The organism is Verrucomicrobiota bacterium, from assembly GCA_016871495.1.
Classification (GTDB): domain Bacteria; phylum Verrucomicrobiota; class Verrucomicrobiia; order Limisphaerales; family VHDF01; genus VHDF01.
Genome location: VHDF01000021.1, coordinates 10,641 through 35,776 on the forward strand (window position 1 = coordinate 10,641; position 25,136 = coordinate 35,776).

At 61.4% G+C, this 25,136-nt stretch carries 17 protein-coding genes and 1 pseudogene; 8 read left to right on the top strand and 10 right to left on the bottom strand.

Annotated features, from left to right (window positions below; genetic code table 11):
- Positions 1–459 precede the first annotated feature (459 nt).
- A complete protein-coding gene (locus FJ404_06760) occupies positions 460–4,416 on the bottom strand; it encodes an RNA-binding protein (GenBank protein ID MBM3822571.1) in 3,957 nt (1,318 codons plus the stop codon).
- A gap of 60 nt (positions 4,417–4,476) precedes the next feature.
- Here FJ404_06760 and FJ404_06765 point away from each other — a divergent pair, with 60 nt between their 5' ends.
- Positions 4,477–6,384, top strand: a complete 1,908-nt coding sequence (locus FJ404_06765; GenBank protein ID MBM3822572.1) for a hypothetical protein — start codon at positions 4,477–4,479, stop codon at positions 6,382–6,384.
- A gap of 269 nt (positions 6,385–6,653) precedes the next feature.
- Here the strand turns inward: FJ404_06765 and FJ404_06770 are convergent, their stop codons facing one another.
- The 3 genes from FJ404_06770 to FJ404_06780 all read right to left on the bottom strand — a co-directional run bounded on the left by FJ404_06770 (position 6,654) and on the right by FJ404_06780 (position 9,979).
- Entirely contained in the window at positions 6,654–7,133 is a 480-nt protein-coding gene (locus FJ404_06770; GenBank protein ID MBM3822573.1) for a hypothetical protein, read from the bottom strand.
- 30 nt (positions 7,134–7,163) lie between these two features.
- The gene (locus FJ404_06775) at positions 7,164–7,379 is read right to left on the bottom strand and encodes a hypothetical protein (GenBank protein ID MBM3822574.1); all 216 of its coding nucleotides are present in this window, start codon (positions 7,377–7,379) and stop codon (positions 7,164–7,166) included.
- A gap of 521 nt (positions 7,380–7,900) precedes the next feature.
- Positions 7,901–9,979 carry a hypothetical protein gene (locus tag FJ404_06780; GenBank protein MBM3822575.1) on the bottom strand — a complete coding sequence of 693 codons (2,079 nt, stop codon included), beginning with the start codon at positions 9,977–9,979 and terminating at the stop codon, positions 7,901–7,903.
- An 85-nt stretch (positions 9,980–10,064) separates the two neighbouring features.
- On the opposite strand from FJ404_06780, the gene FJ404_06785 reads away from it, so the two are divergent.
- Positions 10,065–10,250: a hypothetical protein gene (locus FJ404_06785; protein ID MBM3822576.1), complete on the top strand. Its 186-nt coding sequence runs from the start codon at positions 10,065–10,067 to the stop codon at positions 10,248–10,250.
- 235 nt (positions 10,251–10,485) lie between these two features.
- Here FJ404_06785 and FJ404_06790 read toward each other — a convergent pair whose 3' ends face one another.
- From FJ404_06790 to FJ404_06800, 3 genes are read right to left on the bottom strand one after another with little or no spacing between them, the layout of a single operon-like run.
- Complete coding sequence (locus tag FJ404_06790) at positions 10,486–11,481, bottom strand: DUF3616 domain-containing protein (GenBank protein MBM3822577.1); 996 nt, start codon at positions 11,479–11,481, stop codon at positions 10,486–10,488.
- Complete coding sequence (locus FJ404_06795) at positions 11,472–13,112, bottom strand: NAD+ synthase (protein ID MBM3822578.1); 1,641 nt, start codon at positions 13,110–13,112, stop codon at positions 11,472–11,474. The genes FJ404_06790 and FJ404_06795 overlap by 10 nt, the downstream gene beginning before the upstream one ends.
- Before the next feature lie 27 nt (positions 13,113–13,139).
- Entirely contained in the window at positions 13,140–13,898 is a 759-nt protein-coding gene (locus FJ404_06800) for a DUF192 domain-containing protein (GenBank protein MBM3822579.1), read from the bottom strand.
- Between the two features lie 443 nt (positions 13,899–14,341).
- On the opposite strand from FJ404_06800, the pseudogene FJ404_06805 reads away from it, so the two are divergent.
- Positions 14,342–15,303: pseudogene (locus tag FJ404_06805) on the top strand (murein L,D-transpeptidase).
- Positions 15,222–15,848: a YaeQ family protein gene (locus FJ404_06810; protein ID MBM3822580.1), complete on the top strand. Its 627-nt coding sequence runs from the start codon at positions 15,222–15,224 to the stop codon at positions 15,846–15,848. Before FJ404_06805 ends, FJ404_06810 begins: the two are co-directional and overlap by 82 nt.
- On the opposite strand, the gene FJ404_06815 is transcribed toward FJ404_06810, so the two are convergent.
- Positions 15,802–16,002: a hypothetical protein gene (locus tag FJ404_06815; protein ID MBM3822581.1), complete on the bottom strand. Its 201-nt coding sequence runs from the start codon at positions 16,000–16,002 to the stop codon at positions 15,802–15,804. The two genes, FJ404_06810 and FJ404_06815, sit on opposite strands and share 47 nt — an antisense overlap.
- A gap of 73 nt (positions 16,003–16,075) precedes the next feature.
- Here FJ404_06815 and gcvP point away from each other — a divergent pair, with 73 nt between their 5' ends.
- A complete protein-coding gene (gene gcvP, locus FJ404_06820) occupies positions 16,076–18,967 on the top strand; it encodes an aminomethyl-transferring glycine dehydrogenase (protein ID MBM3822582.1) in 2,892 nt (963 codons plus the stop codon).
- Here gcvP and FJ404_06825 read toward each other — a convergent pair whose 3' ends face one another.
- On the bottom strand, positions 18,968–19,702 hold the full coding sequence (locus FJ404_06825; protein MBM3822583.1) for a DUF1559 domain-containing protein: 735 nt from the start codon (positions 19,700–19,702) through the stop codon (positions 18,968–18,970).
- A gap of 202 nt (positions 19,703–19,904) precedes the next feature.
- On the opposite strand from FJ404_06825, the gene ppsA reads away from it, so the two are divergent.
- Positions 19,905–22,133 (top strand): phosphoenolpyruvate synthase, encoded by a 2,229-nt coding sequence (gene ppsA, locus FJ404_06830; GenBank protein MBM3822584.1) that lies wholly within the window; start codon positions 19,905–19,907, stop codon positions 22,131–22,133.
- Here ppsA and FJ404_06835 read toward each other — a convergent pair.
- Positions 22,078–23,709, bottom strand: coding sequence for a permease DsdX (locus FJ404_06835; protein ID MBM3822585.1), 1,632 nt, complete (start codon positions 23,707–23,709; stop codon positions 22,078–22,080). The genes ppsA and FJ404_06835 overlap by 56 nt on opposite strands.
- On the opposite strand from FJ404_06835, the gene FJ404_06840 reads away from it, so the two are divergent.
- Complete coding sequence (locus tag FJ404_06840; GenBank protein ID MBM3822586.1) at positions 23,495–24,244, top strand: DUF1080 domain-containing protein; 750 nt, start codon at positions 23,495–23,497, stop codon at positions 24,242–24,244. The two genes, FJ404_06835 and FJ404_06840, sit on opposite strands and share 215 nt — an antisense overlap.
- Positions 24,217–25,047, top strand: a complete 831-nt coding sequence (locus FJ404_06845; GenBank protein MBM3822587.1) for a DUF1080 domain-containing protein — start codon at positions 24,217–24,219, stop codon at positions 25,045–25,047. Before FJ404_06840 ends, FJ404_06845 begins: the two co-directional genes overlap by 28 nt.
- Positions 25,048–25,136 lie beyond the last annotated feature (89 nt).

Sequence of the window (25,136 nt, forward strand, 5' to 3'; positions counted from 1 at the left end):
GCGCAGGCATCCCAGCCTGCCGTATCGCCGACGGCCCGTCGGCCCGGCGGGTGAAGAACGAGGCCCTTCCATGCTCTCCACGCGCCTGGTTTCCTTCGTCGCCCCGCAGGCTGGGCAGCCTGCGATACAGCAGACAGGGCTGTCTGCGTTACCACGACAACCCGGTCGCCGACAACTTCTGGATGCCCCGTCAGGGCCGCGGCGTTTACGCCGCCAAACGGAAATAGGATTTGGTCACAACCCCGTTGGGGTTGGTTTCCATTGGCGAATCGTGACCCAAGGTAGCTCGTTCCTCGCAACCTTGGGCTTTGGGACGGAATCCCGTTGGGATTCTTGAGGTGCTCGACATGTCGATCCCTTGAGTATTTTCACGAATCAAAGCGAGTGGACACCAATCGGGCGATCAGGAGCGCCGCGCATCCCGAAGCCGTGTCAGTCTGATTCACGAAGTCCAGGAAATCATGGCGTTCTCTCTTTTTGAGCCACGATGACTTGCCGTGCTCCCGCTTGAACCCGGACGGAGTGCATGGATCCGTCGGGCCAAGTCACTTCGATCCCGGCGGGTTCCAACCCTTTGGGCACCCCGAAGCTGAGGGCTGGACTCGACTGCGAAAGATACCCCGTACCCGCCTGCACTTCCGCCGTTTGCGTCGAGCCGTTGTTCAGCGTCATCCTGACTCGGGCTCCGATTGCGGTCGGGTTCCCGCGCCGCCCTTGGAGAATGACACGCAATGGACGGTGTTCGGAGTGTCCCGTGTGATTCAAGGTTCGGAGTTCTCCGTCGTTGAGGGCTATGAGCAGGTCCGGCCAGCCATCTTGATTCCAGTCCGTAGCGGACATGCCCTTGGCATCTTCCGGGATCACCAGTCCGCTCATCGCTGGAGGGACGGGGGTGAAGCGGCCGCCGCCCACGCCGCGCAGCACGATGCCCAGTCCTCCGGCCCTGCGGCCCGTCTCCGGCCTCGAAGAAAAGGAATTCTGGACCAGGCAAAGGTCCGTAATTCCATCGGCATCCAAATCGGTGGCAACGATGCCATAGGCCGGCGCGCTTTGCGCCAGGCGCGGAAAGGGAACGAATTTGAATCGTGCCTTGCCGTCGTTGATGAGTGCTCCCGATTCAGCGGTATTGACCTCCCATTTCCGCGCGGAGCGCAGCCGCTCGGGAGAAAAAAGCTCCGTGAGAGGGGCGTTGGCAAAACTTTGAAACGTAGGCGTCCTTTCCTGCAGGAAGGGGAACACCGCTGCCAGCGTGAAACGGTCGCGACGGGGAAAAAGCTGTCCCGACTCCCACTCGGCTTCGAGAATCTGCGGGATGGCTTCTTCTCCGAATTGGCCGAACAACAGGACGGCTGGCGACACGTTCGAAACCGGATAGGGCGTGTTCAAGCCTGCATTCGACACGCCAAAGTCAATGTCGCCGTCGCCGTCGAAATCGCGGGCCGCAATGCCATTCCACCATCCGAGCCGGGATTCCAAGCCCGCCTCCCGGGTGCGGTCCACGAGCCGTCCCCGATCGTTCTGGTAACATTGAACCGGACCCCATTCTTGCGCGATCATCAGATCGAGCCATCCATCCGCGTCGGTGTCGGACCAGACGGCGCCGGAAACCAAGCCGGTGTCCCGCAGGCCTGGGGCGGCGATTTCTGTCACGTCCGTGAAACGTCCCTGGTTATTCTGCCAAAGATGGCTTCGCGGAGTGGCGGGATACTTGCCCGGCACGCATCGGCCTCCGATGAAAAGATCGAGGTCGCCGTCACGATCGAAATCGGACGCGACGACGGCGCTGCCGGAATCACGTTCAACAGGCAGGACGCCCTCTTCAGCCTTTTTGAATCCGCCCCGGCCATCATTCCAATAGAGCCGATCCTGCAACACGGCATCACCCGGTTCGCACTCGACACCTCCCGACACCACGAACAGATCGAGGTCGCCGTCCGCGTCTGCGTCGAAGAACAGGGCGCCCATGTCCTCGCACTCGCGATCCTGTTCGAAACAATCCATGGATTGGCGCTCCCATCGTCCCTCCCGGCTGAGCAACCAAAGCGACCCGGCCTGTTGTGCCGCGCCGCCGAGATAGAAGTCTTCGTCACCGTCGCCATCCACGTCTCCCACCGCGATGCCAGGACCCAGTTGAGAAAGCTTCCAAGGAAGCAACGGTTCGCGGGCGAAATCCTCGAAGATTCTTTCACGGTGCCGGGCTCCCTCGGCCTGGCGGCTGGGTTGAAACCAAGGCGTTGTCGTGGGTGGGGATCCACTCGGAGTCAATCCCTCCGACTGGGTGAGCGAATACGATCGGTCCGCCGCCAGGCCCGCGAATGACTCGACCGAACCATCCGGCCATTGGACCTTCAGTTGTTCGACGGTGGACTCCGAACCGAGGCCGAAGTGAAGCAGGGGTTCGCTCGCGGACATGAAGCCGCTGCTTTGTCCAAGGCAGCGCACTTGACGTCCTGACTTCGTGACCACGCTGACCGTCGTGCCAATCCCGGCGGTGTTGCCCCCCAAAGCGCGAAGGCGAAGGACGATCCGGTGATTCCGAGTCTCATGGTTTTGGTAAACGGAAAGAGGCTCGCCAAAGTTCATCACCACGAGGTCCAGATCGCCGTCGCGGTCGAAATCCCCGGTGGCGGCTCCGAAGCTGGCGGTGAATTGATTCAAGCCCCACGGCGCGCCCGCGGGTTCAAAACGCAGATCACCCAAATTGCGGTAGGCCAGGTTTTCCTGCTTGAGCACCGGCATGGCACGCCATCCGGGGCTGTCCCGCTCCTTCATGCGACCCGCCAGGTCGTTGTGGAGGAAATCGCGCGACATGCCGTTGGCGACGAACAAATCGACCCAGCCGTCATTGTCGAAATCGGCCCACTTGGGCGACCACGTCCAATCGGTCGCGTCCAACCCGGTGAGTTGAGCGGTCTCGATCACATGCTCGAGACCGGTGCCCAGGTAAAGGGTGTTGCGGGCATACTGCTTGGGATGGGAAGCGAAAAAGAACCACCGTTCCTTTTCAGGATTATCGCCCGTGATGATGCGCCTTGCCCTTGTCCTGGCCGCCATGTCCGTGGCCATGAAATCGATGTGTCCATCGTTGTCGATATCCGCCGAATCAACTCCCATCGACGACCAGGGCGTGTGCGGCAAGACCGCTGCGGCCGTGTCGGTGAAGCTTCCGTCCTGGTTGTTGCGATAAAGGCGGTCTGGCCCGCGATAATCGTTGCTCACGTAAAGGTCCGGCCAGCCATCCTCGTTGTAATCCCACCATGCCGCCGCCAAGCCGATATCCTGGCCTCGAATTCCAGCCTGATCGGTCCGATTGGTGAATCGGCCCTTTCCTTCGTTGCGAAAAAGGAGATCGGCTTGTCCGGCGATCACGAGTTCAACGCGTCCCTGTCCCTTGTCCCAAACTTGAAACGATTCCCGAAAGGGAGGCGTGACTTCGACTTGGCCAGCACGGGATCGAAGAATGCCGCGGCGCTGGGCTTCTGCCGTGGACCGCGGGAGCCGGAATCCGGCACCGGTCGGAAGACGGTGCGTGACCAGGTAGGCGTCCAAATCACCATCCCGGTCATAATCGGCGAAGGCCATGCTCACGCTGGCGCCATGAAAATCGAGTCCATGGGTTCGCGCGGACTCCACGAACGATCCATTGCCTTGATTCACGAACAGCAAATTGGGTCCGTTCAAGACGCACACCTGCAGGTCCAAATCGCCATCCCCGTCAATATCCACAAACGTCGTTCCGCCGCACCAGCGGCCGGAAGCGCTCACCCCTGCCCGATCGGTCACGTCCTCGAACCGCCAGTTTCCGCGATTTCGGTAAAGCCGGTTCCCTTGATCGTAATGGGTGATGAAGAGATCCGGCCATCCGTCGAGATCGTAGTCACCCACCGCCACGCCCGCGCCCGCGCCTTGATCCTGGAGCAGTGCCAACGGCGCGTGATCCGGAAAACGATGAACGAGATCAATGCCGGTGTGGGAAGCGGGCATGGTTTCGAACAGGGAATTCGAACCGGAAGCCTTCCTTGATGGGAGGGGGGAGGAAACGATCGCGGTCTGAGCCGCACGCGATGAATCCGCCGCGCCCGCCTCCGGTCCGACGCCGGACACGAGCAGGACCATGGCTGCCGCCCCGGGAAATGAGAACGCGCTCCTGATGTGGATCCGTGGACGTGCTTGTTGAGTGAGGGCTGGTGCATCCAGAGGTTGTCGGTGACCGGGTTGTCGTGGTAACGCAGACAGCCCTGCCTGCTGTTTCGAAGGCTGCCCAGCCTGCGGGGCGACGAAGGGAACCAGGCGCGTGGAGAGCATGGAAGGGCCTCGTTCTCCACCCGCCGGGCCGACGGGCCGTCGGCGATACGGCAGGCTGGGCAGCCTGCGCCACACGACAGACAACTTCGGGATGCACGGGGTGAGGGCCATGACCGCATCTGTTTATTGACACACTGGGATCCGCTTGAATATTAAAGGCCGCGAATCCCAATGAAAAACCTTTTTGCCGCCTCTCTGGGCCTTGCTTTGGCTTTTCTGCCAGGCAAAGCGTATTCACAGGAGTTTGACATCACGACCTTCGATCCCACTTCGGCGGGACGATGGTCGGAACTTGGTCGAACGACACTGATGGTTCCGAAGGTCCCCAACGGATCCATCAAACTCGATAACGCGGTGACCTCCGGCGAGTACGGCGGTTTCACCGGGGTCCCCGTCACGCCCGGCGTCAATGCCTGGATCCTGGATTTTCCCGGTGACCGTGTCTGGACCAACCCTGCCGATTCCAGCTTCACGTTTTACCTCGCCCACGACGATGATTTCTTCTACGTCGGAATCCAGGCCAAAGATGACGTGATCAACAGCGACAATCCCAATACAGCGTTTTGGAACGACGACGCCATTGAGATCGTGGTGGACGCGTTGAACGACCGGTTCGACAATAACACCGACAGCTCCAAGGATCCCGTCGGAGGACATAATTACGTCAATTACCAGGGCCGATTTTCGGCCTGGAACGAAGCCACCAACGAGAAGGCCAGTGAAACTTGGGCCAGCGCGGTGCCGTGGAAATACGGGCCGAACGACGATGTCTTCGGCGTCGGCAAGGCCGTGACCGGTGGTTGGGACATGGAGGTGCGTTTCAAGAAGCGCATGTTCGAGGATGCCACCGCCAAGAACAAACTGGTGAACGGCTACACCATGGGCTTCAACATCGGCATGGACGATGACGACAAGCAAGGTCAAGGGACCAATGGCGACAAGTCGCGCTCCCAGGATTTGGAACTGCAATACTTTTGGGCCAACCGCCAGCGTGTCAAAGGCTACAACGCGGAATATCTGGCCTCGCTCACGCCGGAAGATAAAGCCGCCCAAGTCTGGCGGGCCGATGCCGAGAATTTTCCTCTCACGATCGACAGCGCCGGGCGCCTGTCGCACGGCGGAACGGGTGAAATCATCTTTGGATTCGACGCTGACAAGCGGTCCAGCGGCAAGGTTCTCTTTATTTGCTCCAACTCGGATTCGCCGATCAACGCGGATGGAGCGTTGATCGCGTTGTTGCGCGCCAAAGGCTACACGGTCACGCTGTACGAGTCGGGCGGCCAACCGGACGCCTTGCGCCAGGCCGCGGCCGGCCAGGACGTCGTTTTGATTTCCGAAAGCATTGGTTCGGGCACCGTCCTTGAGCCCATTGGGGATCCCCCCGTGCAGAAGTTTATCCTACGCGACACCGACATTCCCGTCATTTCCTACGAGGCGTTCATGTGGGATAACGCGGAGTGGGTGGAGCACCCGGACGGGTTTGCGAACGAATTCTCCTTCTTCGGCAACACGGGCCGCACCGAGGATACCCAGCCGGCCGAACTGAAGGACCCGGCGGATTCCGTTCACATTCGCAGCGCCAGCCATCCCATTGCCGGCGGTCTGACGGGCAAGGTCAAGGTGTTCAACACCCCCTACAGCCTCAATTACGGACGGCCCTCGGCGGATGCCGACGTCGTGGCCAGCAGCCTGGCCAACGGAACCTATCCGACCCTCTTCGTTTATGAGAAGGGTGACAAACTCGTGGACGGCAGCGTGGCACCCAACAAGCGCATCGGATTGTTTTTGGGACAGGCAGCCAGCTTGACTGCGAACTGGGGCCCTGAATTGCGTTATCTCACGGAAGCAGGAAAAACCCTGATCTTGAATTCCGTCGATTACGCCGTTGGGAAGAAGGAGCAGCCCAAGCCGACGCTCTCCCTTGCTCGCGATGGGAAGGACGTGGTGCTGACCTATGCGGGAGGCACCCTGCAAAGCGCAGGAGCCGTGGACGGCCCCTGGACCAATGAAACCGGCCCGAGCCCGTTGAAGGTTTCAGCAGCCGCGGGCGCGAAGTTCTACCGCGTCCGGGGCAACTGATCCGGGACGCGAACTCTCTGACCGTACAACGACTCAAGCGCGGACGTTTTCGTCCGCGCTTTTTCGTGCTCTATCGGACATCTCAACTGCTGTGGTGAGCAAAAGAACTCCGCCGGGCCGAAGTGCGGAACGGTGAGTAACTTGAGCATCAAGTTAGTCGGGAGGATTATGGGTGACATTTTCTCCAGGTCAAAATCCCGGCGCGGGAAAATCGGAATTCATTGTTGCGCAATTCCTTATCCCGCGAGCGAAGCCGGCTTGAATCGAGATTACCGGCCCAGCTCGACGCGATCGACCACGGTCTTTTGCAGTCGCGTCAGGTCGCGGTCCACGGGTGTCACCGCCGCCGCGTCCAGGGTCTTCATGCGGCAGGTGTTGGGCTCGATCCATTTCCAGAGTTCGGCGTGGCCGTCGGCAAAGGAGAGGACTCCGCCGCAATTGTGGCGGGAAGCGGGCGCGTTTTGCCAGTAAGGCGTAGTGTCGAAGCAGCGGACCGCAAAAAAGCCGTCGTCGATTGTGTACGGGTTCTCGTCAATGAAGACCAGGGCGCGGGAAGGTCCGGGGGCCTGAATGTCGCTGAATTTTTTGTGAGCTTTCACTCGATCCTGTTGCACCCAGTCGGCGTTGCCGTTCATGTGCCCGCTCATCGAGTAGCTGCGGACGCGCTTCACCTTGCGCGCGCCGGTCGGCGGCCAGGGTTGATCCGCTGGACAAATGTAGATGTCCAGGGAGGTGTTGTATTTGTACAAGGCCCCGTTGGTGATGATGGTGATGTTGGTCTAATCGGGCGCGCCGGAGATGGTAAAGCGTGCGTCGATCCATGAATTGGGACTGCCGAGCTCGTTGGGGATCAGTTTTCCATTGTTGTCACCCTCGTACATAATCCAACAAAGCTGAAGCTGCTTGAGGTTGCTCAGGCACTTGATGCCTTGGGCCTTGGTCTTCGCCTTGCTCAAGGCCGGCGAAAGGGTTTCAGCAGATTCATAACATTCCACTCGTCATCGTTGTCCGAATTCCCGCAGCGCTTGCGAGCGCGTCAAAAGCCAGCTTGTCGAACGTCATGGCCAGGTTTGGGAACGGTCCAGTTTCAACCCATTTCGTCGAAAGGCGCAAGCTCGCAAACAGCAGTTCTCATTTTGCCTGGAACAAGGTGGGGCGCGCACTCCGCTGCGCGCCGAGACCGGCTGTTTCCAAGAGCGGCGCGCAGCGGAGTGCTGCGCCCTACCCGTCAAATGAGAATTGCAAGCTCGCACAATGTACCTTTCCGACGCCCAGTGCATCCATAGGTTGTCGGTGATGCGCGCCCCACCGCCGGACCGCGCCGTTCACGGTGCTTCAGACCACGCCAACCCGATCGCGCCGAGTCTCGCCAACCGCGCAGCCTGCCAACGGTGCATTCGGCCCCTTGCGCCAAACCAGCCGCCTCGAACGCGCCATGCCCGCTTTCATCCACACCTTGATGCGGCGTAAACGCCGCGCTCCGACAACTTGCGGATACACCGTCCGGCGCGCACTCTCAGCGAAGGTGGTTTCGAACCCAGGCCGCCAGCATCGGATCGCTCGACTTCTGTTTCTGGAGATTGAGGGAGCGTCCTGCTCCCGCGGCGGTAAAGGCATCCTCGATCCAACCTGTATTCATTCCATCGCCCAGTCCGTGGACCAGCAATGGGCGAGGTGCAGCCAAGGCCGCCGCGCCTGCGAAGCCGCCAAACCGGTTCAATCCCGGCGCGAAATACTCCGGAGCCAGCAACGCCCGGTCGTCGGATGGGTTCAGTCCCGAGGCTTCAGCCATCGTGGCATCGGCGGCGGGCGCCGCAAGCAGGGTCCACCAACCCGCCGTCCCCAATCCACAGAGCACCGCCTGATGGCCTGAGGAGATTTGCCGCGCGGTCCGGCACGCGGTGACGAGGTCTTGAACTCGCTCCTGCATGTCCGTGCGGTTATAGACCGTGAAGTAATTCTTGAACGCATTACGCTTGGAGACCGCCCCAGCATCCCAGTTCTCGCCCGTTTGAAACACATCCACCAGCAGCACAGTTAATCCCTCGTTGAGAAAGGCCGAAGCAGCACCGCGCGGGAGGCCCAAGGTGTCGCGGAAAGCCCGGCGTCCATCGGGGTGAACCAAAACGACGGTGGTCTTGGTGCGAGGTTGCGCGGGCGCCAGCAAGGTGGCGGCGAGTCGATCCCCCGCCCCGGCCCGTCCAAACACCAGTTCCGTTTCACTGAATCCGCCCTGTTCGCGCCGGGTTCCCAATTCCACCAGGACTTTCACGTCGGAAGCGTCCAATTGAAGCGCGTGGCGCCAGTGGGGTTGCAAGACCGATTTCATTTTCGCGGAGCCCGCCGGGTCATGAGGACGCAGGGCCGCCAAGCTTCCTTTGGCGTAATTGACCCAGGAAGATGCGAGACCGGCTTCGTTCAGGGCATCGGACGGTGGTTTTCCACCACCCCAGACGAGCAGATCGGCATCGCGTTCTTTTCGAAACGGAGGTTCTGAAATGGGATCCGGACTCGGAGTGCTTTGAAGCCAGTGGTTGAACCAGCCATAGACCGTTTCCCGGGTTGTCCGGTTGTAATTGTGGGGAAAGTCGAAGCGGGCGTGGGCGAACGAATCGCGGGCGCCAAGCAGTCTGTAGATCGACTCGATGGCGGGCCCCTCGACCCAGGGCATGGCCTTGGTCCAGTCACCGGTTGCGGCGACGATGACTTGAGGGCGTGGAGCGGGAAGGGCGGCGATCTCCATGTTCGAATGTTTGACGCGCAGTCCTGGAGCGTTCTCGCAAAGGCAGCCGCCTTGCATGGAGTGAGACACCATCACGATGGGGGCCTGGGCGGCGAGGCGGTCATCGATGGCTCCCAGCATGAAAGTCTGGGTTCCCCCTCCCGATTCCCCGGTGCAGGCGAGTCGCTTGACATCGGAATCGGGCAAGGCGGCGAGGAAGTCGAGGGCTCTCACGCTGTTCCAGGTTTGCAATCCCATGAGACTGACGCTCCAAAGCTGGTTCGTCGGGTCTGAAGCGTAAGTATGCGGCACTTGTTGGGTGTCGTTGTAACCCGTCATGTCGTAGGAGAACGCGATCATACCCTGGCGGGCGAAGGAGATGCACCGTCCGGCGATGCTCCCGGTCTCCTCGTCCGCCATGCGCCCGTTCCTCCAATGGCCATGTGGATTCAAAATGGCTGGAAATGGACCCGCGCCCTTGCCCCGGGGGCGGTAGAGATTGCCCGCGAGGTAAAATCCCGGCCACGTCTTGATGGCGACTTTTTCGACGGTGTAGCCATCGCGTTCCACGCAGTCCGAGATGCGGAATTGGACCTGGCCACGTTCCGGCATGGGCCAAAGGCCGCAACTCACGAGAATGTTCTCGCGCAAGTCGGAGGCCATTTGGGTCCAGGCCGCCTTGTTGGCCACGGCTGGAAACACGCGGGGTGCGTTGAGATCCTTGACCGCCGCTGCCCTGAGATCCTTGGGAGGAAGCGTCTGTGCCTCTGCAGGAAGAATCCAGCAAGGCAAACAGACCGAAATCAGCGCGAGCAAGGTCGAGTGCGAAAGAACATTGGGCGAACGGGAGGGAGGGCAGAAACGAGGAGTCATAGGCGTGAAGCTGGGGTGGACAAGCTTTTGGCATGACTTCCCGAACGCTGCAAGCTTGCTGATCGGATGCACCCCGTGCATCCCGATGTTGTTGGTGATGCGCGCCGCAGTGCCGGGGCGCGGCGTTCACGCCGCCTCAGGGCCTGTCGTCAAAGGGGCAGGACAGTTTCAACGGGCAGGGGTGCCGCCAGGGCGAAGGCATTCACCCAGGGCGGGCCATGGATCGGGAGGAGATCGCCGCGGTCGATGGGCGCGAGCGGAAGCGCCGTGAGCGGCGCGCCCCGACACCTTGCGGTTGCACCGGGATCAAGGCGTGAATCCTGGCCCACGGGAGATGGAAAAGGACCGAGTGCTCATGCCTTCTCGAGATGCGAAAGTACGACTCTGATGGCGAGGTTGAAGGTCGACAAGACTTGCCCTCATCCGCGGAGAAGAGATCGGCTACCTTGAACTTCAGGTGTGAACACGGATCTGGAGGGCCTTCGTGCCTACCTCCGTTTTCACGATCAGGGGATCGGCACGTGGACCGCGCGGAACTGGCGCTCCGACTTCGGGAGGTTTTCACAACGCTTGCCTTGCACTCGCTGACCCCCGTCGTCGCTCAGGACGATGAGCGAACGGGAATTCGAACCTTGGACGACGATGGCCTCCGGATTGAGGCCTTGGAACCGGTTTTCCTTCCGATGCTGCGGAGCATCCGCGCCTCCTTTCCAAGTGTAAAGCCGGGTGGATCCGGGTCCGGCGCTTGGCCCGGCCAAGATCCAATAGGTGGTTCCGTCAAAGGCCATGTCTCGCAAGCCCAAGCCCCCTAATGGCAGTCGCACGGGATCGGCAAAGCGGGGCGGTTGTCCTTGGACGACCTGCTCGGGATTGAGCAAGGGCACCAGCAAAGCGAGACCCCCGGGAATCGGATTGCGCAGGCCGATCCAGACACCACCGCCAACGCGCGGGCAGAGCGACTCGATATTGAGTCCGCCCTCCGCCTTGGGAGGCAGCCGTCCGGCTTCGCCTAGGCGGGCGAAGGCCAAGGGGGGGAGGCGGTCGAGGTCGGTAAGAAGATTCCGATAAGGTTCGCCGTGAATTTCCAGGTGAGGCTTCCCTTTGCGACTCCGAATGGCGGTGGCGAAGAACACGTGCCTTCCGGGTCGAAGTTCGCCGTCCTTGTTCCGCCCGTGCGAGCCGATCCAAAAGATGAGATTGCCCACGCGCGCTGCGCCTTCGAGGTCCGATTCCACGGACTTCTTCTCGGCTTTCAATTCCTTGTCGAAATTCCAGGTGTCGATCGGTTGGCCGCCCTGGGTGGAGTGGTACAGTCGAAGCCGGTTATCCTCGTCATCGGCGACGACGAAATGTTCATCATCCAGCATGACGGCGGCTGAGCTGCCACAACATCCCAGGAACGGTTCGCCGGCATGGAGGCGAAGGAGGATCAGCAGGCATCCCACGGCCGCGACCGATCCGAGGGCCCGTGCGATTCGGACCGTGTCGTGGATCATTGCCATTCGCGGTATCGTTGGGCGATGGGGATGCGCCGGCCCATGCCAAAGGCTTTTGTGGTGACCTTGAGTCCCGGCGCCGCCTGGCGGCGTTTATACTCGCTCATGTCGATCAGACGAACAACTTGGCGCACGGCTTCAATCGAGTGGCCCTGTGCGGCAATGAACTGCGACGAGCGTCCTTCCACCACGTAGGCTTCAAGAATGGCGTCCAGTGTTTCGTACGGCGGGAGGCTGTCTTGATCGGTCTGATTGGGGCGCAACTCGGCGCTGGGGGGCTTGGTCACGGAGGCTTCGGGAATGATCACGCGCTCTCGATTGATCCAACGCGCCAGGCGATACACCAGTGTTTTGGGTACGTCGCTGATCACCGCGAGCCCCCCGCACATGTCCCCGTAGAGCGTGCAATAACCCACCGCCATCTCGCTCTTGTTCCCGGTCGTCAAAAGCAACGAGCCGAACTTGTTGGACAGCGCCATCAAAGTGACCCCGCGCAGGCGCGCTTGAATATTTTCCTCGGTGGTATCTTCCGGCCGATCTCCGAACACGTCCCTTAACTGCCCCTTCACGGACTCGAAGGGAGGCTGAATCGGAATCACCTCATAACGAATTCCAAGCCGCTGGGCGAGTTCCCTCGCGTCGTCCAGGCTCCCTTGCGAGGAATAACGCGAGGGTAGTGACACTCCCAGAACCTGTTCCGGTCCCAGTGCCTCGGCGGCCAGAGACGCCACGAGCGCGCTGTCGATGCCGCCACTCAGTCCCAGAACCACCGACTTGAAGCCGCACTTGCGCACGTAATCGCGGAGGCCCAGCACCAGGGCCCGGCACACCGCCTCTTCGTCCGACATCGACGAGGTCCCGGATCCTTCCCCGGCTTCGGTGGATGCGACGATCAGGTCTTCCTCGAATGCGCGGCCTGCGGCGAGGATACGCCCTTGGCCGTTGAGCAGCAGGCTTTGCCCGTCGAAGACAAGTTCGTCATTGCCGCCCACCAGATTGCAGTAGGCGAGCGGGCAGGCCATCTTAACGGCTAATTCGGACAGCATGCGCCGGCGGGTTCGTTCCTTGCCAAGGTGCCAGGGTGAAGCCGAGAGATTGACCAGGATATCGATGCCCTGCGCTCGGAGGTCGAAGGCGGGGTTGGCGCAGTAACGGCGTTCGGGCCAGAAATCCTCGTCGTTCCAGAGATCCTCACAGATCGTGACGCCGAGGCGACGCCCTGCGGCGAGCAACACCGGGTTGGTTTCGGCGGGTTCGAAATAGCGGTCCTCGTCGAACACATCGTAGGTCGGCAGCAGGGTTTTGTGTCGAACCTCCTGAATCCGGCCTTGATGGAGGAGGGCGGCCGCGTTGGCGACAGACCGGCCTGGACGGCGTTCGCTTCGGGCGGCGAATCCCACCAGGGCAGGGGGACCTTGAAGTTGGCCGGCCAAGTTTTTGAGGCAGCCGAGGTTTGCTTCAACAAACGACTCGCGAAGCAGGAGGTCGCGGGGTGGATACCCGGCCAGGGTCAACTCGGGCAGGACCACCAATTCCGCGCCCTCAGCCGCGGCTCGCCGATAAGCGTCGAGGGTTTTCTCGGTGTTGCCAGGGAAGTCTCCGACGGTGGTGTTTATCTGCGCCAGGGCGATCTTCATGCGAGACTTCTCCTCGGCACCGGCAAATTAAGGATTGCGGAAAAACGTCTCCCGAAGACTGCCTCGTTCCGTGCGAATGACCACGTTCGTCGTGATGCCATTGCGGGCGAACCAGCCTCGAGGCACCTCCAACACGTACTGGATCTGGTCCGATCCCGCCTGGATGGATGACTCGTTCAACGGCTTCATGTCATGGATCTCAAGGATCATTCCCTCCGGGTCGACGTAGGCGCCGTCCAGGGGGACATAGGTATTCTTCATCCAAAATGCCGCCCGAGTTCGCTCGGGAAAAACGAACAGCATGCCTTCGCCGTCCGCCATGTTGGTGCGGAACATCATGCCCGCCGCCCATTGCTTCGGAGTCAGGGCGAGCTCCGCGGTGACTTCCTTGGGCCCCATCCATAACTTGAGCGTGGGTAACTTGGGCTGGGCCTTGCCTGGGAGAGGGATGCCGTCGGCTGTGGTCTGAACGTTGGTGGCGGCCGAGGCCATCGGGCCGCTGGTGGAAGCTGGGTTGGCGGAATTGGGAGCGGAGCTGGGACCGCATCCGGCCAGCAGGATGGGAAGCAACCCGAGGAGCAATGGCCGCAATCGAAATGTCACCACCGCATCGTGGGAGATGCCCGGGCGCGTTTCAAGGTTCAACCTTGAGGCAAGTATTGTGCCGTGTATCCCGATGTTGTTGGTAGGGCGGGCCTGTCCCAGCCCGCCGCCCACGGGATGCGAAACATCATGCTCCGGCGGCGCGCCGGGACGGACGCGCCCTACCTGCATCACCGGCAACATCGGGATGCACCGAGTAATCTGCTTCGAGCGCTTGCCGGATTTCCTGGAGGAGGCATGATGATCGGACTTGCCGATGCGTTCTCAACGTTCGTCAACAAGGTCCAAGCTCATGTTCCTCACCGGGACGGTGGTGCTGCTTGCCCTGATCGCATGGATGATCACCATGCAGGATCCGGCGTGGATTGCGGGAGAGGGATCGATTGAGCCAGGAATCCCCCGCGTTCCGCCAACACGACTCACCTCCTCCAACGCGCCTCCCCCAGGCCCGAGTGCGGGTCCGATCGCTTCCCCACAGACGAATGCGGCGGCAACTTCCCAAGTGCAGGTGGGACTTCATCCCATTGATCCATCTCGGAGTCCTTCTCCTCCGGCACGGACCCCGCTGGAGAAGACCTCCGAGGTTCTGCCTTCATTCCAAGCCGACCCGCGATTTGTTTTGACGAATGCGGCCATCCCCGGAACGTCCGCCGCCACTCTCGGGAACCTTTCCGCCTCTTCCAACCTGTCATGGCGTCCGTCGGTGTCGTCTTTGCTGTCCACCGGCTTTCCTCGACCGGCGGCCAGCCCGTTCGAAATCCAGGTGGCGTTGGCCCGCCTCGGGTTTTCGCCCGGGTCCATCGATGGAGTGTGGGGGGGCCAGACCCGCGCCGCGCTGATCGCGTGGCAATCCCGGGAAGGAATTCCCCCGACCGGGCAGATGGATGCGGCCACGCGCGCTCGTTTGACGTTGAGCCATGCCGTGGAGGAACTCTACACGATTTCGTCCAACGACCTTGCGGATCTGCAACCCACAAGCCCCACTTGGCTGGGGAAATCTCAGCAAACTTCGCTGGGTTATGAAACGATCCTGGAATCGCTGGCCGAACGCCGGCTTGCGAGTCCCGCCCTGCTGCAGCGGATGAATCCAGGAACCGACTGGGCTCAGTTGACTTTGGGCGGCGTTGTGGCTTTGCCAAGCGTCGCGATTCCCGCGGCAACCCTTCCCGCAGTCTCGATCCGCATTCGACTTGGATCGAGATCGCTGGCGGCCTTTGACGCTTCGGAGCGTTTGATCGCCCACTATCCGTGCAGCATCGCCCGAAAGGTGGAGAAGCGTCCGCTGGGCCGCCTGTACGTGCTCAACATCGCGGTTCCTCCTAACTACACCTTCGACCCGGAAAACTTTCCCGAGTCGGCGGAGGCGCGCGCCTTGGGACGGAAGCTGACCCTCCCGCCCGGCCCCAACAATCCCGTCGGCACGGCCTGGATTGGATTGGACCGTCCCGGCTACGGCATTCATGGCACGCCCCGGCCGGAGGAAGTGGGTCGAACGGAAAGTCACGGATGCTTCCGGCTGGCGAATTGGAATGCCGAGCATCTGGCAAGGCTGGTGCGGTCGGGAATTCCGGTGGAGGTGGAGCCTTGAGTTCGAAGTTTGCGTTTCGGCTTTTGAGTGAGGATTCCCGCCGCCCGCTCCCCTCGAAGATCATCATCGGCGAGCACGAGACCGAGACCGCCGTTCACGTCGTCTTGAAGGCCCTGGCCTATCTTTTTTTCTACAGGGATCGAATTCAGGTTGAAACTGACTTGCACCTGGATTCGGTTCCATTCGTGCCGGATCTGGCGCAATTGGACTACACGATGCGACCCGCTTTGTGGGTCGAATGTGGCGAATGCAGTGTGGCCAAGTTGAACAAACTGGCGACGAAACTGCCCGAAGCCGAGATCTGGGTTGTGAGGCCATCGAGAGCCGACGGAGATCAGTTGCTTCTCGCCATGAAACGAGCGGAGTTGCGGCAGGGCCGTTACCACGTGCTGGCCCTGGAGACGGAAGGTTTCAACGAAATCCTCGGCCTGCTCCAACCCCGCAACGAGGTGCGTTGGTATCGCCTGCAAATGGACCCGCCGGTCATGCAGTTTGATTTCAACGGGCTTTGGTTTGAACTGCCGTTCGACATCCTCGAATGGTGAATTCACGCGACCCCAGGCCCCAATGGCTTCTCCCGTGTATCCCGATGTTGTTGGTAGGGCGGGCCTGTCCCAGCCCGCCGCCCACTGGATGCAAAACATCACGCTCCGGCGGCGCGCCGGGACGGACGCGCCCTACCGGCATCACCGGCAACATCGGGAGGCACCGTGGCTTCTCTCCAGTCAGAGAAGCCGCTTGCAAAAGTGGATTCGATTTTTAGTTTCCACGCATGCCGCAAGCATTAACTCCGCAGCCCCACCCGCCGCAACCTCTCTCGAGCGCGGAATTTGTGTTCCGCCACATCGGACCACGGCCCGACGAAATCCATGCCATGCTGGGAACTCTGGGGCTGGCGTCCTTGGACGCCTTGACCCGGGCCACGGTTCCCGCGGATATCCGGCTCGATCGTCCGCTGCACTTGCCTGCCCCTTGCACCGAAGCCGAGGCGCTGAGGCGGCTGCGGGCACTGGCGGATTCGAATCGAGTCCATCGCTCCTTTATGGGCATGGGCTATTCCGAATGTCTCACCCCTTCCGTGATCCAGAGAAACATTTTGGAGAATCCGGGGTGGTACACCCAATACACGCCCTATCAAGCCGAGATTTCGCAAGGGCGGCTGGAAGGGTTGCTCAACTTCCAAACCCTGGTGGCCGAGCTCACCGGGTTGGATGTCGCCAACGCTTCCATGCTCGACGAGTCCACCGCGGCCGCCGAAGCCATGATGATGTTCCACCGGCTGAAGCAGGGCGAGGGCCGAAACTGTTTCCTGATCGCCGACGACTGTCATCCGCAGACCATCGAAGTGGTGCAGACCCGCGCCCGCGCGCTGGGCATTGAAACCCGCGTCGAGGCCACCGGCGCCATGCCCTTCGGTCCGGACGTTTTCGGGGTCCTCTTGCAATACCCCAACACGTACGGCGCGATTCACGATTATGCCCCGCTGGCTCAACATGCTCACTTGAGCGGCGCCTTGGTGGCCGTCGCGGCCGACCTGCTTGCCCTCGCGATCCTCAAGCCTCCGGGCGAATTCGGAGCGGATGCCGCCATCGGCAGCGCCCAACGATTCGGCGTTCCGCTGAGTTTTGGCGGGCCCCATGCCGCGTTCTTTGCCACGCGAGACACGTTCAAGCGCCAGTTGCCCGGACGCTTGGTGGGTGTTTCCAAAGACTCCCGGGGCAAACCCGCGCTGCGTCTCTCGCTGGGCACCCGCGAACAGCATATCCGCCGCGAGAAGGCCACGAGCAACATCTGCACGGCCCAAGCCTTGCTCGCCAACATGGCCTCCGCCTACGCGGTGTATCACGGTCCGGAAGGCTTGCGCGGCATCGCCCTTGAATTGCGCTCGCTGGCGCAAGCCCTCGCCGAGGGCGCTCGTCAACTCGGCCTGCGAGTCGAAGGTTGTCCACGATTCGACACCGTGAGGATCGAGCATCCGGATGCGGCGGCGGTGCTGCGACGCGCGGCTGACGCCCAATGCAATCTCCGGCTCATCCACACTGGCTCGCTTGGAATCAGTTTGGGCGAAGGGACGACCCCGTCCGATCTGGAAACGTTGCTGGGTGTCCTCCACGGAGAGTCCCGGCTTCCTTTTCAAATTCAGGAACTCGTCAAGAGAGCGCGGTCGGAGAATCCCTGGCCCGAGTCCCTGGTCCGGCAGTCCCCGTTCCTCACGCACCCTGTTTTTCATCGGCACCGTTCGGAGACCGAGATGCTTCGCTATTTGAAACGCCTTGAGGCCCGTGATTTGTCGATGACCACTTCGATGATCCCACTGGGTTCATGCACGATGAAGCTGAACGCCACGACCGAAATGATGCCGGTCACATGGCCGGGCTTCTCCCAGCTTCATCCCTTTGCTCCCGCGGACCAGACCCGGGGTTACCGAGAGCTTTTTGAAAATCTGAGCGCCTGGCTGTCCGAGATTACCGGGTTTCCCGCCATTTCTTTGCAACCCAACGCCGGATCGCAAGGCGAATATGCCGGACTGCTGGCGGTTCGGGAATGGCATCGAAACCGGGGGGAACCGCATCGCACCGTGTGTTTGATTCCGCTCTCGGCCCACGGGACAAACCCGGCAAGCGCGGTCATGGCCGGTTTTCGCGTGGTGCCGGTGGCTTGTGACGTGCAGGGCAACATCGACCTGCTCGACCTTCGCGCCAAGGCGGGCCAGCACGCCGCACAACTCGGTGCGATCATGGTGACGTATCCCTCCACCCATGGAGTTTTCGAAACCACCATGCGCGAGCTCTGTGAGATCGTCCACCAGCACGGTGGCCAGGTTTATCTCGATGGGGCCAACCTGAACGCCCAGGTGGGGTTGTGCCGGCCGGCGGACATGGGCGCCGACGTTTGCCATCTGAATTTGCACAAGACCTTTTGTATTCCGCACGGTGGGGGCGGACCCGGCATGGGGCCGATCGGAGTGGCCCGTCATCTGGCTCCTTTCTTGCCCGGCCACACCGTGGTGGCCCCGGACGAGATGGCGCGGGGCGGCGCGGTCTCGGCGGCTCCTTGGGGCAGCGCCAGTCTGTTGCCGATCTCCTGGTCTTACATCGCCATGATGGGTGCGGAGGGGCTTCGGCAAGCCACCCAGGTTGCCATCCTCAACGCCAACTACATCGCCCATCGCCTCAAGGATCATTTCCCGGTGCTGTATGCCGGGCCGGGAGGCTGGGTGGCTCACGAGTGCATTCTCGATCTGCGTCCCTTCAAGAGCGTGACGGTCGAGGACGTCGCCAAGCGGTTGATGGATTACGGCTTTCATGCGCCAACCATCTCCTGGCCTGTCGCCGGGACCATGATGATTGAGCCGACGGAAAGTGAGCCGAGAGAGGAACTTGACCGTTTCTGCGATTCCCTCATCGCGATTCGCGCGGAAATTGAGGAGATCGAAACCGGGAAGTCGGATCCCGCTGATAATGTGTTGAAGAACGCCCCCCACACCGCGGACATGATCGCCGCGGAAACGTGGAATCATCCGTATTCGCGCATGCGAGCCGCGTATCCGAAGCCTTGGCTGCTCGAATTCAAATACTGGCCGCCCGTGGGGCGGGTGGACAACGTCTTTGGCGATCGCAACCTCGTTTGCACCTGCGCCGGCATGGAAGCCTACGGCGCCTGATTACTCTCCGTCCCAGCCCCTCCGGCTGTGGAAGGCCCACCAGTCATATTCTTTCGGATTGCGTTTCTCGTAGGCCGCATGGTTGTCGGCATAAACGAGATTGAGCCCGCCGCGATGGGCGGAACGATGGGCGTTCCAATAGGGCATTTCCCAGAAAAGCACCGCCGTGCTTGAATTGCTGATTTGATTCGAGGGCCGCCCGCTGATCGGCATTCGTTCCTCGTAGCTCCCGTTGGCCTTCAGATAAATGTGGTTCCAGACATAAGTGACGTGATCGTTGCCTTTGAGCAGGTTCGCAAACAGTGGAACCTCAGGTTCCTTGGTCTTGATGCCGGAGGGGCAAGTGTAAAGATTCTTGCCGGGATTGGTGGTTTTCGCCGTGGAGGTCGTGTTCGTGGGTTTGTTGGCGTTTTTGCCCACATAAGGCTCCAGCAACTCGGGCATCCAGACCGGGTCGGTGCGCTTCGCGAAACCTTCTCCCCACGCCCGACCCCAGTTCTTGGGAAGCGGGAGCTTCTCGGCGTAATCGGGCGAATACATGGCGATCGCCAGACCCAACTGCTTCATGTTGTTCAAGCAGTAGGTTTGTTCGCCGCGCATCTTGGCCCGGCTCAACGCCGGCAGAATCATACCGGCCAAGATCGCGATGATGGCGATGACCACCAAAAGCTCAATCAGGGTAAAAGCAAGCCTCGCAGGACGAAGTCCGCTCGAGAAAGAAAGGCAATTTCTCATGGTGCAAAAAGGAGGGGTGAAAGACATGGCTAAGGTAACCACCCTCCATCGCAAAACAAGTCCGTCCGACCACTTTTCACACCCGGCCGGCCGCGCTCACGCATCGTGAAGCGTCTTCAAAAAAGGGCCTGAGTTCAACAACACGAGGGAAGCCCGGCGGATCGATCCAGAAGAGGGTTCCACCAGCGACAATCGAAGTCTTATGCCCTCGCCATCCTCATCATCTCCTCCGCGAAACCCGACGCACGCGGCCTCTCCCTCGTCACGTCGCAAGCTTGGCCGCGTCACGAAATCGAAAACCGCATCCGAAGCACGTGGGCGCTTCATCAAATGGTTTCGCGAGATCGGAATCGAGGACGTTCCGTTGGTGGGCGGCAAGAACGCGTCCCTGGGCGAAATGTTCCGCGAACTGACCGGCAAGGGAGTGAAGGTTCCAGACGGCTTCGCCGTGACCGCGGAGGGGTTTCGTTACTTTCTCCGCCAGTCCGAACTGGACACGAAGATCCGGGAAATCCTCAAAGGCCTCGACACCCGCGACATGGAAAACCTTCGCCAGCGGGGCGCACGCGTTCGCCACGCCTTACTCGCCGCCTCGCTTCCCCCCGACCTCGAAGCGGAGATCACGTCCGCCTACGACCGTTGGCATGCCTCCTCGTCGCAACCGGCGGACGTGGCGGTGCGCAGCAGTGCCACCGCGGAGGATCTGCCCGACGCCAGCGTGGCCGGACAACATGAGACCTATCTCAACGTCTGCGGGCATCGCGCTCTCCTGGATTGTTGCAAGCGCAGCTTTGCCTCGCTCTTTACCGATCGGGCCATCTCTTATCGCACGGACAAGGGATTCGATCATTTCCAGGTCGCCTTATCCATCGGGGTGCAGCGCATGGTGCGTTCCGATCTGGCTTCGAGTGGAGTGATCTTCACTCTCGACACTGAGACCGGCTTTCGCGACGTCGTACTCATCAACGCCGCCTATGGCCTCGGAGAGAATGTGGTTCAAGGCTCGGTGAATGCCGACGAGTATTGCGTCTTCAAGCCGACCCTCAGGACCGGGCATCGGCCCATCCTGCAAAAGATACTGGGCACCAAGGAATTCAAGCTGATTTACGAAATCGGCGGAGGGAAAATGGTGAAGAATGTGCCGGTGCCACCCGGCGACCGGGCGAAATTCGCGATCGAAGAGGACGAGATCCTTCAACTTGCGCGTTGGGCGTGTCTCATCGAGGACCACTATTCTGCCAAGCGCGGTCGTCCCACGCCGATGGACATCGAGTGGGCCAAGGACGGCCACACCGGCGAGTTGTTCATTGTGCAAGCACGGCCTGAGACCGTGCAATCGCGCAAGGCACCGGAGAGCATCGAGACCTATTGGCTGAAGCAACGAGGTCCCGTGCTCGTGACCGGGCGCAGCGTGGGCGAGAAAATCGCGTGGGGTCCAGTGCGGGTCATTCCCAGCGCGCAGTTCATTGGTCAATTCAAGACCGGCGAAGTCCTGGTGACGGACAAGACGGATCCGGATTGGGAGCCGATCATGAAGAAGGCCGCCGCCATTGTGACCAACCGGGGCGGGCGAACTTGCCACGCGGCCATTGTCAGCCGCGAACTCGGCGTGCCCGCCATCGTGGGCAGCGAACACGGGACGGAAGTGCTCAAGGATGGCATGATGGTCACGGTGAGTTGCGCCGAAGGCGAGACGGGTTTCGTCTATGGCGGGAAGCTGGGTTTCGAAGTGAGCCGAACGTCCCTCCGGCATCTCCCCCGTCCCCGAACCCAAATCATGATGAACGTGGCCAATCCCGCGGAGGCCTTCTCGCTCTCGTTCATTCCAAACGATGGCGTCGGCCTCGCCCGCGAGGAATTCATCATCGCCAACTCCATCAAGGTGCATCCGCTCGCCCTCGTCAACTTTGACACCCTCGAAGCGGGCCCCGTCAAAGATCAGATTCGGCAACTGACTCGCGCCTATGCGGACAAGCCGCAGTACTTTGTGGATCAACTCGCCCAAGGGGTGGCGATGATCGCCGCCGCGTTTTACCCCAAGGATGTGATTCTGCGGTTGAGCGACTTCAAGACCCATGAATACGCCAATCTCGTGGGCGGACTTGCATTCGAGCCCGTCGAGGAGAATCCGATGATCGGTTTCCGCGGCGCGAGCCGTTACGATCATCCGCGTTATCAGGCCGGGTTTGCGCTGGAATGCCGCGCGGTGAAGAAGGTCCGCGAGCAAATGGGCCTCACCAATCTCAAGCTGATGGTGCCCTTCTGCCGCACGGTCGAGGAAGGACGCCGCGGCTGGTCTGCGACACGGAAGGCGCACGCTAGGATGACTCCTTTTTTCCGGTCCATCCCGTGCCCTCTTCGCCGACCCAAAAGAATCAGCCCACCCACTGCGCCAGGGCGAGAACGCACAGCAGGGCGGCGACCGAGATGATGGTTTCCAGGACGGTCCAGCTCTTCAAGGTCTGGCTCACGCTCAGACCGAGGTACTCTTTCACAAACCAGAAACCGCCATCGTTCAGGTGGGACAGAATCAATGACCCCGCCCCCATCGAAATCACGAGCAACTCCTTGTTCAAACCCGGTGCCGCTTGCACCACCGGCGCAAGGATCGCCGCCGCCAGCGTGATGGCCACGGTGGCCGATCCCACGGCGATGCGAATGGCCGCCGCCACGATCCAGCCGAGCAGTAGTGGCGAAATCGCCGCCTGCTGCGCCAAGTCGGCCACCACTTTCGAGGCGCCGCTGGCGTCCAGTACCTTGCTCAATCCACCTCCCGCTCCCACCACCAGGAAGATGCTCGCCGCCGGTCCCACACTCCCCTCCAAGATGGCCAGGATCCGCTCCTTCGAAAAACCGCACCGCCGCCCCAGGAGCTCCATCGCCACCAACACCGAAGCGGTCATGGCTACCAGCGGGCTCGACACAAAATCGAGCGTTGCTCGCCAGGGATGTCCTTTCGCCAGGAAGACCGTCCCCAAGGTTCCCAGCAGCATCAATCCGATGGGCATCAGGATCATTCCCGCCGCGGAGGCAAAACTTGGCGGGTGCGCCACGGGTTCCTGAGGCTGTGCCTCGGTGCCGGCCACCGCCGAGACTTCAGTGTCCAAACCCAGTCGCGGCGCAATCCACTTCAAGTAAACGGGACCGGCCAGGGCCGCGGCTGGAAGGCCGACCAGAACGGAATAGAAAATGGTGCGCCCAATGTCCGCTCCAAACCGGTCAATGGCCACCATGGGTCCGGGATGGGGGGGGACCAACCCGTGCGAGGCCGACAACCCGGCGACCACCGGCAGTCCGAGCCAGCCCAACTGCCGCCGGGTCTCGGCGGACAGCGACTTCAGAATCGGAATCAACAGCACCAAGCCCACGCCGAAAAACACGGGGAGCCCGACGATGAAAGCCACGAGGGTCAGAGACCAGGGAAGGTAGTTTTTTCCCAGGACGCCGATGAGCCGGTTCGCCACGATTTCCGCACCTCCCGACTCAGCCAGCAGTTTGCCGAGCATGGTTCCCAACCCCACCACCACCGCGATGAATCCCAGCGTGGCGCCCACCCCTTCCTGAAAGGATTTCGCGATATTGGCCATCGGCATGCCGGAGCCGAGTCCCACCACCACCGCCGCGAGAATGATGCCGAGGAAAGCGTGGAGTTTCCATCGTCCGACCAAGGCGACCAATCCGACCACGGCCACCACGACCCAGAGGAGGATTTGCAGTTGAGGTTCGGCAGGCATGGGGAACTCGGCAAGGTTGGAGTGGTTAGAAGAGGCTGATTGTGGTAACCCATCGCCCATGAAAACCGATCGAGAGGATTCCTGGTTTCCCGGCGCGAGCATCGCCCTGGCGGCGCTGCTGCTCTTGCTGGCCCCGGGCTGTGCCCACTCCCCTCCCGGAGCCCAGAAGCCGTCCAACGGCTCGAGTCTCGCGGGCTGGCGCGGGCCGCACGGGGCTTGGCGCACCTCGGGCGGAGTCAAACTCGATCCCATCGACGCCAAACTTTTTGCCATCCGGCCCGGCGAGGGCCTGCTGGTCAACGGGGACCGGGGGCGCACCGTGAATCTGGTCAGCGACCTGGAGCATGGCGACGTGGAAGCGCATATCGAGTTTTGCGTCCCGAAGCAATCGAACTCCGGAGTTTATTTTCAGGGGCGTTATGAAATTCAAGTGCTCGACAGCTGGGGCGTGAAGGCGGCGAAATCCTCGGACTGCGGCGGGATTTATGAGCGGTGGGCGAATGGCAAGGGGTACGAGGGCCACGCGCCGCGTGTCAACGCAAGCCGGGCGCCGGGGGCATGGCAATCGTTCGACGTCGTCTTTCGCGCACCGCGGTTCGACGCCCAAGGCAGGAAGATCGAGAACGCGCGCTTCGTCCAAGTGCTTCACAACGGCATCCTCGTTCATCGCAACGTCGAACTGAGCGGTCCGACCCGGTCCGCAACTTTCGAGCATGACGAGAAACCACGGGGGCCCCTGATGCTTCAAGGCGACCACGGACCCGTCGCCTATCGCAACCTCTGGCTGCGTCCCGTGCGCCTCCCTTGAAGACCGGACGCTGGCACGGAGCGTGTCTGGCCCTGGTGTTGGCGGGATGCGCCCTGCCTTCCGTCCGGCCCGATCGACCGCTCTTCAACGGGCGCGACTTGTCGGGGTTCTACACCTGGCTGGTGGACACGCGCCAGGAGGATCCTCGTCGCGTTTTCACCGTGATGGACCGCGCCATTCGGATTTCCGGCGACGGGCTGGGTTATCTGGCGACACGCGAGGAGTATGAGAATTACCGGCTGCGCCTGGAATTCAAATGGGGACGGACGAACACGGCGTGGGGTGGCCGGACTGGCAAAGCAAGAGATTCGGGCGTGTTTCTGCATGCCACGGGTTCCGATGGCAACAGCTTTGATGGCCAAGGCGCCTTCATGGCCGCCATCGAATGCAATGTCTTCCAGGGTGCCACCGGCGACTTTCTCCTCATCCGGGGCCACGATCACGAACCCATTCACCCGCGACTTCGATATCGCGCGAGCCATCAGGCCGACGCGGAGGGCTGGCGAGGATATGATCCGCGGGGAGAACCACGGAGCTTGGAACGCTGGGGCCGGGTGAACTGGCTCGCGAAGGATCCGCGCTGGCGGGGCGAGTTCGATTTTCGAGGGAGGGCGGACGTGGAGTTTCCCGCGGGTCAATGGAACGAACTGGAGTGCCGATGCGAGGGAGACCGGATCGAGATTTGGTTGAACGGGGTCAAGGTCAACGAAGCTCGGGAAGTCTGGCCGCGACGAGGCAAGATTCTGCTGCAATGCGAGGGTTCCGAGGTGTTTTATCGCAACATCCGGCTCGAAAATCGGTAGAGACAATTCCGGCACCAAGCCTTAACGTCTCCAGGAGCGCCACGGGGAAATGCTCCCGGGGCGGCAATGATCGAAACGACAACGCAGGT